Below are 12,189 nucleotides of genomic sequence, written 5' to 3' on the forward strand. Positions count from 1 at the left end.
GGGTGCCGGACGCTTCTTCCGCATCTTCACAGCCACCGCTGCCGCTTCGGGAACGGGATCCGGTCCAGGTCGTTTGCGGCTACGACGGCGGCCCCGCCGGACCGCGTCCGTGCTTGCTCCTCAAGCAGGCTGACGTCTGTGTAACGTGACGAGAAGTGGGTAAGGATGAGCATGCCCGCTTCGGCGGTGGCAGCCAATGCCCCTGCCTGCCCGGCGGTGAGGTGGCGGTACTGCGCGGCGAGGCCGCCGTCGTCGTCGCTGAAAGTCGACTCAGCCACGAGAAGGTCGGCACCCTCGGCGAGTTCCTCAGCGCCGGCGCATGGCGCCGTGTCCATCACGAAGGCGAAGCGCTGTCCGGGCCTGGGCACGCTCACGTCTTCCAAGCGCACGCCGCCCAGACTCCCGTCCTGCTGCAGGAGGCTGACGTACGATCCCGTAATCCCGGCCGCCGCAAGCCGCTCCGGCAGGAGGCTGCGGCCGTCAGGCTCGACAACCCTATAGCCGTATGTCTCGATTCGATGGAGCAGCGGGCGCACCTCTACTCCTGCGGCAATAGGACCGGCGCCCCCGTGCGGATGAAGCCGAAGGTCGATCCCGGGAGACGCAACGGCCACGAGGGCGCGGATCATGTCCTCGCCGGACGCGGGATAGTGCACGTGGATTGGATGCTCAACTCGGTCCAGGGCCATGCGCGAAAGCACGCCCGGCAGCCCGAAACAGTGGTCGCCGTGGACATGGGTGATACAGATACGCGTGATCTGGCTGGCAGAGACACCAGCCTGGATCATCTGCCGCTGGGTACCCTCTCCGGGGTCGAAGAGCAGGCCCTCGCCATCCCAATGGAGCACATATCCGTTGTGGTTGCGGGTCCTGGTCGGGACCTGGGAGGCGGTGCCGAGAACCACGAATTCACGCATGGAACTGAGTGTCTCATTACTTGGCGGCCACGCCCATCATCTTGCGCGCCCCGCAGCGCCCTTGCCGGGTCACGGTCTTGGGAGGAAGATATGCGGCAAACTCAGGAGGCCTTTCGTGACCCAGCTCGGCAAATTTGAGAAGTACCTCGTCGAGGAATTCTTCGACGACTACCGTGCTGGAGAGATGTCCCACGGGGCGTTCATTCGTCGGGTGGCCTTCATTACCGGGAGCATGGCCGCGGCTTCAGCAGCGATGCTCCAGCTCGGCTGTACCACCGATGAAGTCCCGCGGAGCACCGATCCGATGCCGAGCCCAATGGCTTCGTCGGCGCGGTTGCCAAGGGATGCTGCTCGGGGCGCGATGGCGGGAAGGCCAGTTCCGGGGGCGAAGAGTCCCCTTTCCGTACCTGAGGGCGCGTCCGGCCTGGTGACGGCCACCGTACGGTTCCCCGCGGCTGGAACCGAGAGCAGCGCGTACCTCGCCAGGCCTGAGGGGGCCGATCCGGGACCGGCGGTGCTCGTCTGCCATGAGAACCGCGGACTCACACCGCATATCCAGGACGTCGCGAGGCGTTTTGCCAAGGCCGGATACGTCGCCTTGGCGCCGGATCTCCTGAGCCGGGAGGGAGGCACGCGGAGCCTGGATGCCGATGCCATCCCCCGAGCCCTGACGCGGGCAGGAGCCGAGCGACACGTTTCCGACTTTTCCGCGGGCTTCGGCTACCTCCGGTCGTTGGATTTCGTCGACGGCGAGCGGATCGCGATGAACGGCTACTGCTTCGGCGGCGGCATCACCTGGCAGGCCGCCGCCGAGATACCCCGACTGAAAGCCACTGCGGCCTTCTATGGCCCCGCACCCGACCTCGACAAGGTTCCGTCCATCAAACCGGCCGTCTTTGGCGTCTATGCCGAACTCGACCAGCGCATCACCGGCGCAATGCCTGCACTTCGGGATGCGCTCGCAGCCAGTGAGGTGCGCCACAAGCTCACTGTCTATCCCCGCGTCGACCACGCCTTCCACAACGACACGAGCGAGCGTTACAACCAAGCCCAGGCCGCTGCCGCCTGGCAGGACACGCTTTCGTGGTTCGGAGAGTACGTCTGACCAGCCACTATGCGAAAGAATGTCCGCATGAGTGACCCGGGTGAGTTCATCGATGAGGCGCTACGCCGTGAGAGCTCCTGGATCCGTGCAGAAGACGCGCAGACGCGCCTGGGAAAAGGGCTCCGCTACTACGGATCCTCGATCGGTGCCATCCGTGGAACGGTCCGTGACACCCTCCGCCGCTACCCGCAACTCACGCATGACGCGGTCACCGCCTTGAGCTCGGAATTGTGGGAGCCTCCCGTTTTTGAACGCCGGTTCGCGGCAATCGTCCTGCTGCAGTCCAACGTCCATCTGCTGACGAATACCGACCTGACACGCCTTGAGGGTTTTGTCCGTGAAGGAAGGCTGCGCGAACTGGTCGATCCGCTAGCGGTTGACGTGATCGGACCCTTGATTGCCGGGCTGGAAGGGCAGGTCAGGGCGCGGGCGGGCAGCGTTCTTGATCGTTGGGTACGGGAGCATGACGAGTGGCTGTGCCGCGCCGCCTTGTTGTCGCCGCTGAGGGAGCTCCGTGCCGGTGGAGGCGACTGGGACGCTTTTGTACGCCACGCCGCGGCCGGGCTCGACGCCGCTCGGGAGATGGGCGGTGAAGCGGAGATTATCAGGGAGGCGGTTTCCACCGTGCTGGTTGAAGTTTCCAAGCGCCGGCCTGAGCTGCAATTCCCCTCATCAGTCGTCTGACCCGGCGAGAATCGCTAGGGCGACGGCTACACGTCTCCAATGTGTTCGATTTGGGAACCTTGAACGGGAAAGCAGGGCTGGCTCACTCTCAATGCCTCAGCCCTGCTGGTTCCATATTTTGTTCCTCGTCCTGAGCACTGTTTCTGGAGAACTTACACCTGAGGGGTTCCTTTGTGACTAGGCTTTGACCATTGTCGGGTCGCTTTGGTCGATGGGGCCCCAAGCCTCTTTGGTTCGACCAGTCATTGGAAGGAGCGTCGTGAAAACCCTCCGGGCGATCAAGCGGCTCTTTATCGAACTGCCGCAACCAGCCAGGACTTTCTACTGGTGCTTTATCGCTCTTTTCTTAGTGACCTTTCCTCTCGGCGCAGTGACCCGGATGAATTGGGTTGTCCTGGGAATCAGCGGAGCGGGCGTGTTCTTGTTCCTGTTTGGATTGCACGTCTTCCGGGACATCAACGGCACAGCAAGCATGTGGTCCAAGATATACAAGGAGAGCCGTGGAATCAGACCTGAAGGTTTTACGTTTGCCGACGTGCCGACGATTAAAGGCATGGGGTTTATGTACATGCTCATGGGCGTATTTTTTGTAGTGGGAGGGTTCGGCTTTCTTTTTCAAGCTCATGCTTGAAAGCCTTGAGGACAACACCCGTACTCCGATCGCCGGTCCGTTCGGGACTGACTCTGATTCTCTGTGTTAGAGGTTTCTGCCTGCAGACGCGTTGAAATCGTCCCATAAGCCGCCCGAACGGGACGCCTTCGGGTTGTCGGACGATGTCGCAGGATGGCTCGGATATTGGGCGTCGCAAGATTCGCGTGACCATGACCAGACTGCACAATTGACCGATGAGGCGTCGAAGTGAGCGATTCACAGCGGGAGCCTCCAGATCCTGATTGATGGTGTAACTTGCGGATCAGGGGTTCCGTGGCTGCGGCTACTCTGGTTGCGAAGACTTTGGATAAGCCGTCCGTCATCACGCAATACGGCATCGTGTGGGACAAGCTGTGCGGACACTCGGGCGCGATGCCTGTGGGTGCTTTCAGTATCGAGCACGGCATGGAGTTCTTAGAGGACGCGCTCCACATCCGCTCGCACCCGCTGAGCGAGGCTACCTCGTATCGGTGGATGAAGGCGATCTACCTGCTGAGCGACTTCAAGCGGACCGGTGTCCTGACGCTGCGCAGGCCCCGACGGGAATTTGTGTTCATGGGCGCCGCCGCTCCGTTCCAGGCGTATATGGACAGCATGACGGCGAACGGCATGTCATCGGCGCACCTCCGCAACTCGAGCATCTACTTGGAGAGGCTGGCGGCGTTCTTGGATCACGCCGGCCTGGCGGATATCTCAGGGCTGGAGCCGGTTCATGTTCATGGCTTCGTCGAGAACTTGGCGGTCTATGAGCCGCGACGATTTACAACACGGTGTGCGTCCTGCGCAGTGTGCAAACCTCAGGTGGGAGCAAGACGCCATCGAGATCATCCACCAGAAGACCGGCCGGGTCGTGGCCCTTCCCCTGCTCAGCGACGTTGGCGAAGCAGTCATCGACTACCTGCGCAACGCCAGGCCGCACTCGGACTCCGAGTACGTGTTCCTGAAGGTGCACGGCCCGTGCGAGCGGATGCAGCCGATATCCACACCCTCGTCCACACGATTAAAGGCGGCGGGGGTCGCGATCCCGCAGGGAAAAAGCACGGACCGCACGCATAGCGGAGCTTCAAGTGATAGAAGAGGAGGTCGGCGAAGAACTCATCGCCGTTGATCTCCAAGCGAACTTGCTCGCCGACGAAGGCCTTGGCCCAGTTCCAGGAGGAACTTCTCCACATGCTGTACCAGTTGAGCTCCAGTTCCCGCTCGCCGCGGCGGTCAGTCATGACTGCGGCCGCTGCGTACCAGAGGTGGGTCGCGGCGTCGTCGAGCTTCTCAAGTAGTGCGATCTGGTGGTACCAGGGCAATGTTGCAAGCGGCGCTTGCAACATTGGGAACTCCGGCCAAGCTTGCGCGAAAGTCTTCATGTAGCGAAGCGCCGGCGGAGCCGCGAACGACGCCGCTGTTGCCGGAGCTGCGACGCACCACCGGTCAGCCAATTGGATGGGCCACCTGCAAGCTGTTCCCACGGCAGCCCAACACTCGTAATCTGATCCTGGGAGGTGGTTCCTGTGGAAGCAGCCCAGGGAGATCGGATCATCATTCATGGCAGAACTGTCGGGGCATCTGACCGGCACGGCGAGATTATCGAAGTCCGCGGTGCCAATGGTGCGCCGCCGTACTTCGTGCGCTTTGACGACGGGCACGAGACCATTCTGTATCCGGGCGGCGACTTCACCGTCGACCGCACAAGAAGGGCGACCTGACCCCCGGATCGTCCGTCTTCACAGGTGAGATAGGTAAGGCTTCCGCCTTTGGCGGCGGTCCTCTTGGTCCTCGCCCTTTGCCGGGCTTGCTGTCTGATCGGTCATTTGCGGTCGACGTCGGACGGCTGTGGCGCCAGAAGATACAGTGGTCTGAGTTCCATTACCGGACCGGCGAAAGGGCAGGCGTTGAGTATTGAACTTCCGGACCTTGCGGAAGGCGACTTCTATTACGAATCGCTCGGCGATGGGCGTTTTCGCTCCACCATTCACGCCCAGGGCGCCTGGAATCCGCATGAGCAGCACATGGCGCCGGCCTCGGGGATCCTGGCTGATGCCCTGCTCCGCCATGAGCCGCGTGACGACGTCCGTCTGGCGCGCCTCAGCTACGAAATCCTGGGACTAATCCCGGGCGGGGAGTTCGAGATGACCACCAGCACGCTCCGCCCCGGCAGGACGATTGAACTGATCCAGGCGGAACTCTCGGCGGCAGGCCGCGTGGCTATCCGGGCCACCGCCTGGCGGATGGCAACCAGCGACACGAGTGCAGTGGCCGCGATAGAAGACGTGGCCATGCCGGCCCCGGATGAATGCAAACCCTGGGACGGCTCGAACGTGTGGCCGGGCGGCTACATCCGGTCCCTGGAAATGCGCATCGCGGAAGGACACCGGGCAGGCTCAGGCAAAGTCTGGATCCGAACCGAGCACCCGCTGACTGATGCGGCCGACAGCCGCGATCTCGCCAGGCTCGTGGGACTCGTGGACACTGCCAACGGCATCGCCGCCCGGGTTTCGCCCGGCAAGAACAGCTATATCTTCCCCAACCTCGACCTCCAGGTCCACATGTATCGTGAACCCGCAGGCGAATGGCTGGGCTTGGACAACATGGTCTCCTTCGGCAATGACGGCATCGGCCTCACCTCCACAGTGCTCCACGACATCAGCGGCCCCTTCGGCCGGGCGGAGCAGATCCTCACGCTGAGGAAGAACTGATGGCCGGAGACCCGGCCGGAACCCGCCGCACGCTGACGGTGGTGAGACAGGAAGAATCGCTCGGCGTCGCTGACGACCTGGATTTCGGGATCGAACTCCTGAACCGGGCCCGCAGAGGGCAGTTGGCGCCAACACTCCGCTTGTACCGGCCCCGCCCCACGGTGGCGTTCGGGCAACGCGACGCCAAACTACCCGGGTTCCAAGCCGCATCCGAGGCCTGCCGGGACCTGGGGTTCGAACCACTGATCCGCAAGGCAGGGGGGCGGGCTGCGGCGTACCATCGCGGCACCTTGGTGATAGACCACGTTGAGCCGCACGCCGACGCCATTGCCGGAGCGAAGGCCCGTTTTTCATTCTTTGGCGAGCTCCTCGCGGGTGCACTCCGTCGCGTGGGCGTCCAAGCCGCCGTCGGGGAGATCCCCGGCGAGTACTGCCCGGGGGAGTTCAGCGTCCACGGCTTGGACCCGGATTTTCCAGCACACCAGATCAAGCTCATCGGCACCGCCCAGAGGGTGGTCTCCGGGGGGTGGCTGTTCAGCTCGGTGATAATCGTCGAGAACTCGACTCCCATCCGTGAAGTCCTGACAGCGAGCTATGAAGCCCTCGGCTTGGAATGGGACCCAGCCACCGCCGGCGCCGCCAATGACCTCTTGCCGCAGCTGGACGTACCGACGGTGGAAGACGCCGTCGTCAAGGCTTACGCAGAATACGCGGAACTGATCGACGGCGATTTCCAGAGCCTGCTCCCTGTCACGAGCACCAGTACGCCGTTGTAGACGGATACCGCCAGGACTACGCTTGAGGCCACAACCACGTGGTCCCGGGCGTCGCCTTCCACCGGACCCGGGATGTGCCGCCCTCCTGAAGCGAGGTAGAGCAATGGACAAGAAGCCGCCTGTTGTCCACGATTCCGACGCGGACCTCACAGTCGGTCCGCCCAAACGATCGGCCGCGGGCCTGCCCAGCCTGGTTGAATCGTTGCCGCATTCTTTGGGCCAAATGGGCCCGTCCCGCATGTGGAAGTCCCTGCGCGCGTTGAACCAGAAAGACGGCTTCGACTGCATGAGTTGCGCGTGGCCCGATCCTCCAGAACGGAAGCTGGCCGAGTTCTGCGAAAACGGTGCCAAGGCCGTCGGGTGGGAGGCGGATCCGCTCAAAATTCCGTCTACTTTCTGGGACGAGAACGACGTCGAATCCCTCGCCCAACGCTCGGAATACTGGCTGGGACAGCAGGGCCGGCTCGTGGAACCCGTCTACAAGCCGGCCGGTGCTGGCCACTACCGTCCCATCAGCTGGGACAATGCGTTCCGGATTGTGGCCCGTGAACTGAACGCGCTGGATTCGCCGGACGAAGCCACCTTCTACACGAGCGGCCGCACGAGCAACGAAGCCGCGTTTGTCTACCAGCTCTTCGTGCGCGCCTTCGGGACCAACAACCTGCCCGATTGCTCCAACATGTGCCATGAGTCCACTGGACTGGCCCTCGGCGAGACGCTGGGCGTGGGCAAGTCCGCCGTCACGTATACCGACTTCGCCAAGGCGGATTTGATCATCATCATGGGCCAGAATCCAGGGACCTGCCATCCCAGGATGCTCACGGCCTTGGAAGAGGCCAAGCTCGCGGGTGCCAGCATTGTCGCCGTGAACCCGCTTCCGGAGGCCGGGCTCATCAACTTCAAGAACCCGCAACGTCCCCGCGGCCTGGCAGGCAAAGGAACGGACTTGGCGGACCAGTTCCTGCAGATCCGCCTCGCAGGGGACATGGCGCTGCTTCAAGCCGTGTCCAAGCGGGTCCTGGAAGCGGAGAAGGCAGCACCGGGGGCAGTGCTGGACCATGCGTTCATCGAGGAGCATTGCCAAGGCCTCGAACAATTCAAAGCCCACATCGAAAACCTCGATGAGCAGGACGTCCTTGCCGCAACGGGCCTCAAGACCGAGGAAATCGACGAGTTTGCCTCCCGCTACCTGCGTGCCGAAAAGGTCATCATTACCTGGGCCATGGGCTTGACGCAGCACAAGAAGGCCGTGGCAACCATCAAAGAAATTGCCAATCTGCTCCTGCTCCGCGGGAACATCGGCAAACCCGGCGCCGGCCCGTCACCCATCCGGGGACACAGCAACGTCCAAGGCGACCGCACCATGGGTATTTGGGAGAAGATGCCCGAGCCGTTCCTCAACGCGTTGCAGCGGGAATTCGGATTCGACCCGCCGCGGCTGCCCGGCGCCGATTCCGTGGACAGCATCCGGGGCATGCGGGACGGGCGGATCAAGGTACTCGTCGCGCTCGGTGGAAACCTGGTCCACGCGATGTCGGACACCACCGCGGCTGAAGCCGCGGTCCGGAAGACCAGGTTGTCCGTCCAGATTTCCACGAAGCTCAACCGTTCCCACACCGTGGTGGGAGATCAGGCACTGATCCTGCCGACGATGGGCCGGACGGAAATTGACCGCCAGGCCAGCGGTGAGCAGTTTGTGACCGTGGAAGACACAGTCTGCGCCGTCCACCGTTCGGCGGGCAGGCTGGAGCCGATCTCCGACAAGGTCCTGTCCGAAGTCGCGATCGTCTGCCGCCTGGCCCGAGCGGTACTCGGCGACAAAGTCCCTGTTGACTGGCCAGGTTTCGAAGGAAATTACGATTCCATTCGCGAACACATTTCCCATGTAGTGCCGGGCTTCGAGAACTTCAACCAGAAGGCGCGGAGCCGCGACGGTTTCGTCCTACCGCATGGTCCAAGGGACGAACGGAAGTTCCCCACCGCCACCGGAAAGGCAATTTTCACCGTCAATGACCTTGAGACCATCCAGGTCCCGCCGGGGCGCCTGCTGCTCCAGACAGTCCGCTCCCACGACCAATTCAACACGACCACCTACAGCATGAACGACCGCTACCGGGGCGTGAAGAAGGGCCGCCTGGTGCTTTTTGCGCACCGCGACGACCTGGCCGATCTTGGTCTCGCCGACGGCGGCTATGTGGACGTCCACAGCGAGGCCGACGACGGCGTGGACAGGGTCCTGCGCCAGCTGCGGTTGATCGCGTACCCCACAGCCCGTGGATGCGTGACGGCGTACTACCCGGAGGCGAATGTCCTGGTCCCGCTGGATTCAACCGCGGAAGGCAGCAACACGCCGGCGTCCAAGTCTGTGGTGGTGCGCCTGGAACCAGCCGCACCACCGGACTTCAGCGCCAGTGCCCACTAGCGTTCCCCAAAAGGGGCGACGCGCCTAGTGCCCCCGCGCGATCCATTCCTCAAGCTGGGGCGCCTCGGCTCCAACGGTAGTGGAACTGCCGTGGCCGGTCAGGACGAGGGTGCTTTCCGGCAACGTCAGGATTCTTGAGCGGATGGAGTCGATGATCGTGGGGAAATCGCTATAGGAACGCCCGGTGGCTCCCGGCCCGCCCTGGAACAGGGTGTCGCCACTGAAAAGGGTTCCTTCGCTTTCCAGATGGAAGGATACGGAACCGGGGGAGTGACCTGGTGTGTGAATGGCCCTTAGCCGGGTCCCAGCGACCTCAAAGATCTCGCCGTCGGTGATGTCGGCGTCGGGATCGGCGTCAAGGTAAACCGCCTCCCATAGCATCCAGTCCTCACGGTGCAAGTGGATCGGCGCACGGACGATGTCCCGGAAAGCTCCCGCGGAACGGATGTGGTCGTCGTGGCCGTGTGTGAGGAGGATGGCTTTAACTGTGCGGCCGCCGATCGCCTCGGTGATGGCCGCCGGTTCGTGCGCCGGGTCGATCACGACGCACTCGGAGTCGTCTCCGACGATCCACACGTTGTTGTCCACATCCCACGTGCCGCCGTCCAGAGAGAAGGTGCCGGACGTGACTACACGCTCAACGCGGACAGTCTTGGTTTGGTTGGTCAGCGATTCATTCGTCACAGTTCGACCACCGATCGAAGGACGGATCCCGAGTGCATCTTGTCGAAAGCTTCTTCAATGTCAGCGATGCCGATCCGTTCCGTGACGAAGGCGTCGAGATCGAGCTTGCCCTGACGGTAGAGGCTGACGAGCATGGGGAAATCGCGGGAAGGCAGGCAGTCGCCGTACCACGAGGATTTCAGGGAACCGCCTCGGCCGAAGACGTCCAGCAGCGGGAGTTCGAGCATCATTTCCGGCGTCGGAACTCCCACCAGCACCACCGTGCCTGCGAGGTCGCGCGCATAGAACGCTTGCTTGTACGTTTCGGGGCGGCCGACGGCGTCGATCACCACGTCCGCGCCAAAACCGCCGGTGAGTTCGCGGATCTGTTCAACGGGGTCTCCCTGCGAGGAGTCCACCGCGTGCGTGGCGCCGAGTTCGCGTGCCCGGTCCAGCTTCTTGGCGTCAATGTCCACGGCAATGATGGTGGTGGCGCCGGCCAGGGCAGACCCCGCGATGGCGGCCACGCCCACGCCGCCGCAGCCGATAACGGCCACCGAATCGCCGCGCTTCACGCCTCCGGTGTTGATCGCGGAACCCAGCCCGGCCATCACGCCGCAGCCGAGCAGTCCGACGGCGGCAGCATCGGCGTCGGGGTCGACTTTGGTGCATTGCCCGGCGGCGACGAGGGTCTTCTCGGCGAAGGCGCCGATGCCGAGTGCCGGGGAGAGCACGGTGCCGTCCTCGAGCGTCATTTTCTGGGTGGCGTTGTGCGTGTTGAAACAGTATTGTGCCTGGCCACGGTTGCAGGCGCGGCAATTGCCACAGACTGCCCGCCAGTTCAGGATCACACGATCACCGGGAGCGATGTCCGTGACATCCGGACCCACGGCGCTCACAACGCCGGTTGCTTCATGGCCGAGGAGGAAGGGGAAATCGTCGCTGATGCCGCCCAACTTGTAATGCAGGTCTGTGTGGCACACGCCGCTGGTCAGGATGTCCACCAACGCTTCGCCCGGGCCCGGGTCCGGGACGAGGATTGTTTCGAGGGTTACGGGCGCGCCCTTCGAGCGGACAATTGCCCCTTTGACTGCGTGGACCATGGAAAACTCCCCTGTGAGGTTCGTGGACCGCGGACGTCGTGTCCGAGTCTGATCTCAAACTGTCTATCACAGGGGCTGGATCCGTGACTAGGGTTGTTGCGCTTTACGCGGCATGTTGCGTAGTGCGCTACGAACCCAGAGAGCCGGAGGTGAGCCTGCCGCGAACTGGCAGCAGATGACCGTCCCAGTCGTTTTTGGGGGTATCTGCTGCCAGTTCGCGCGAAGACGGGGCAACTCAGGCGGCGAGCCGGGCCTCGACCTCGGCTGCCGAGGGGTTGGTTGCCGCAGTGCCGTCCGGGAACAGGACGGTGGGGACCGTTTGATTTCCGCCATTCAGCTTCTCCACGAGTTCGGCAGTGCCCTCGACCTCTTCGATGTTGATCTCGTTGTAGCCGATGCCCTTGGCGTCCAGCTGCCTCTTGAGGCGGTTGCAATAGCCGCACCAAGTGGTCGAGAACATGGTGATGGTGCCGGATTCGGGGGTGAAGTCCACGGATTTCTCCTGTCGTCTTTTGTTGGAACTACTCGCGTCAACGGTAACCCGGCGGGCACTATTCCTCCGCGGGCATGTGTCACATGACACGCAAACGAGGGGGCCGGCTCAGACTGTGACCTGGCTGTTAAGTGTTCACAACATAGAAACGGCGCGACGCATCGCAAGCGCCCGCCCGAAGAGATGAAATCGACGCGCGGTTCCGTAGGACCGTAGCTGTCGGGTCCTAAAGTGACTCTTCGACGGCGACGCCGGACTGGAACTCGCGGCCGTCCGCTTCACTGAAGGCGGTCATGACGTGTCCCTTGCCAAGACCATTGATTGCAGAGAGCGGGAAATGTCCCGTGATGGTATTCCCGGAGTGCTCAACGCCCTTGAGGTCGTAGTTCTCTTCGGCGCTTTGGTCGTGGTTAAAGGAGAAGAATGCGATCGCCTCCCCGTTCATGAACTCGATGCCCAATCTTCGTTGAGAGGAATAGTCCGGAGTCGCCGCGACCAAGCCCACGACATAGGCGCCGGAACCAGGGATGTTGCCCTCGATCTCGAACTTGGCCACGAGCGTGGCTTCCGTGGCGGTGATGCTGGCCTGCTTCAGAAGTGCCTCATGGGTGCTCATGGCTCAATCCTGCTCTGTGCGACTCCCGCCGTCCACCCCTGATTCGGGTTTTGTCGAAGCCGTTTCGC

Annotated in this window: 13 protein-coding genes and 1 pseudogene; 8 read left to right on the plus strand and 6 right to left on the minus strand. The window is 62.9% G+C overall.

Going from position 1 to position 12,189, the window contains the following annotated elements; all coding sequences use genetic code 11:
- Positions 1–26: 26 nt before the first annotated feature.
- Entirely contained in the window at positions 27–917 is an 891-nt protein-coding gene (locus tag OW521_RS21085) for a ribonuclease Z (protein ID WP_268021444.1), read from the minus strand.
- Between the two features lie 115 nt (positions 918–1,032).
- Here OW521_RS21085 and OW521_RS21090 point away from each other — a divergent pair, with 115 nt between their 5' ends.
- The 4 genes from OW521_RS21090 (at position 1,033) to OW521_RS21105 (ending at position 4,414) form a co-directional block, all read left to right on the plus strand.
- On the plus strand, positions 1,033–2,022 hold the full coding sequence (locus OW521_RS21090; RefSeq protein ID WP_268021445.1) for a dienelactone hydrolase family protein: 990 nt from the start codon (positions 1,033–1,035) through the stop codon (positions 2,020–2,022).
- A gap of 27 nt (positions 2,023–2,049) precedes the next feature.
- On the plus strand, positions 2,050–2,706 hold the full coding sequence (locus OW521_RS21095) for a DNA alkylation repair protein (RefSeq protein ID WP_268021446.1): 657 nt from the start codon (positions 2,050–2,052) through the stop codon (positions 2,704–2,706).
- 259 nt (positions 2,707–2,965) lie between these two features.
- Positions 2,966–3,337 (plus strand): hypothetical protein, encoded by a 372-nt coding sequence (locus OW521_RS21100; RefSeq protein WP_268021447.1) that lies wholly within the window; start codon positions 2,966–2,968, stop codon positions 3,335–3,337.
- Positions 3,338–3,631: 294 nt separating this feature from the next.
- Positions 3,632–4,414 (plus strand): hypothetical protein, encoded by a 783-nt coding sequence (locus tag OW521_RS21105; RefSeq protein ID WP_268026126.1) that lies wholly within the window; start codon positions 3,632–3,634, stop codon positions 4,412–4,414.
- 221 nt (positions 4,415–4,635) lie between these two features.
- On the opposite strand, the pseudogene OW521_RS24240 reads toward OW521_RS21105, so the two are convergent.
- Positions 4,636–4,899, minus strand: a pseudogene (locus tag OW521_RS24240) (hypothetical protein); the annotation flags it as partial.
- On the opposite strand from OW521_RS24240, the gene OW521_RS21115 reads away from it, so the two are divergent.
- From OW521_RS21115 to OW521_RS21130, 4 genes are all read left to right on the plus strand, one after another.
- Positions 4,864–5,058, plus strand: a complete 195-nt coding sequence (locus OW521_RS21115) for a DUF1918 domain-containing protein (protein ID WP_268021448.1) — start codon at positions 4,864–4,866, stop codon at positions 5,056–5,058. The pseudogene OW521_RS24240 and the gene OW521_RS21115 sit on opposite strands and share 36 nt — an antisense overlap.
- A 186-nt stretch (positions 5,059–5,244) precedes the next feature.
- Positions 5,245–6,048, plus strand: a complete 804-nt coding sequence (locus tag OW521_RS21120) for a thioesterase family protein (protein ID WP_268021449.1) — start codon at positions 5,245–5,247, stop codon at positions 6,046–6,048.
- On the plus strand, positions 6,048–6,824 hold the full coding sequence (locus OW521_RS21125) for a lipoate--protein ligase family protein (protein WP_268021450.1): 777 nt from the start codon (positions 6,048–6,050) through the stop codon (positions 6,822–6,824). Before OW521_RS21120 ends, OW521_RS21125 begins: the two co-directional genes overlap by 1 nt.
- A gap of 103 nt (positions 6,825–6,927) precedes the next feature.
- Positions 6,928–9,246 (plus strand): FdhF/YdeP family oxidoreductase, encoded by a 2,319-nt coding sequence (locus OW521_RS21130; RefSeq protein ID WP_268021451.1) that lies wholly within the window; start codon positions 6,928–6,930, stop codon positions 9,244–9,246.
- Between the two features lie 24 nt (positions 9,247–9,270).
- Here the strand turns inward: OW521_RS21130 and OW521_RS21135 are convergent, their stop codons facing one another.
- From OW521_RS21135 to OW521_RS21150, 4 genes are all read right to left on the minus strand, one after another.
- Positions 9,271–9,930, minus strand: coding sequence for an MBL fold metallo-hydrolase (locus OW521_RS21135; protein WP_268021452.1), 660 nt, complete (start codon positions 9,928–9,930; stop codon positions 9,271–9,273).
- Positions 9,927–11,012 carry an S-(hydroxymethyl)mycothiol dehydrogenase gene (locus OW521_RS21140; protein WP_268021453.1) on the minus strand — a complete coding sequence of 362 codons (1,086 nt, stop codon included), beginning with the start codon at positions 11,010–11,012 and terminating at the stop codon, positions 9,927–9,929. Before OW521_RS21140 ends, OW521_RS21135 begins: the two co-directional genes overlap by 4 nt.
- A gap of 235 nt (positions 11,013–11,247) precedes the next feature.
- Positions 11,248–11,505, minus strand: coding sequence for a mycoredoxin (locus tag OW521_RS21145; RefSeq protein WP_268021454.1), 258 nt, complete (start codon positions 11,503–11,505; stop codon positions 11,248–11,250).
- 226 nt (positions 11,506–11,731) lie between these two features.
- The gene (locus OW521_RS21150) at positions 11,732–12,121 is read right to left on the minus strand and encodes a hypothetical protein (RefSeq protein ID WP_268021455.1); all 390 of its coding nucleotides are present in this window, start codon (positions 12,119–12,121) and stop codon (positions 11,732–11,734) included.
- Between the last annotated feature and the right edge of the window lie 68 nt (positions 12,122–12,189).

It is taken from the genome of Arthrobacter sp. MMS18-M83 (assembly GCF_026683955.1).
In the GTDB taxonomy this organism is placed as follows: Bacteria; Actinomycetota; Actinomycetes; order Actinomycetales; family Micrococcaceae; genus Arthrobacter.

What these genes read in the sequence shown, in the direction of transcription:
- OW521_RS21085 (WP_268021444.1), bottom strand. Translation starts at nt 917, where the DNA reads ATGCGTGAATTCGTGGTTCTCGGCACCGCCTCCCAGGTCCCGACCAGG.
- OW521_RS21095 (WP_268021446.1), top strand. Translation starts at nt 2,050, where the DNA reads ATGAGTGACCCGGGTGAGTTCATCGATGAGGCGCTACGCCGTGAGAGC.
- OW521_RS21125 (WP_268021450.1), top strand. Translation starts at nt 6,048, where the DNA reads ATGGCCGGAGACCCGGCCGGAACCCGCCGCACGCTGACGGTGGTGAGA.
- OW521_RS21130 (WP_268021451.1), top strand. Translation starts at nt 6,928, where the DNA reads ATGGACAAGAAGCCGCCTGTTGTCCACGATTCCGACGCGGACCTCACA.
- OW521_RS21140 (WP_268021453.1), bottom strand. Translation starts at nt 11,012, where the DNA reads ATGGTCCACGCAGTCAAAGGGGCAATTGTCCGCTCGAAGGGCGCGCCC.
- OW521_RS21150 (WP_268021455.1), bottom strand. Translation starts at nt 12,121, where the DNA reads ATGAGCACCCATGAGGCACTTCTGAAGCAGGCCAGCATCACCGCCACG.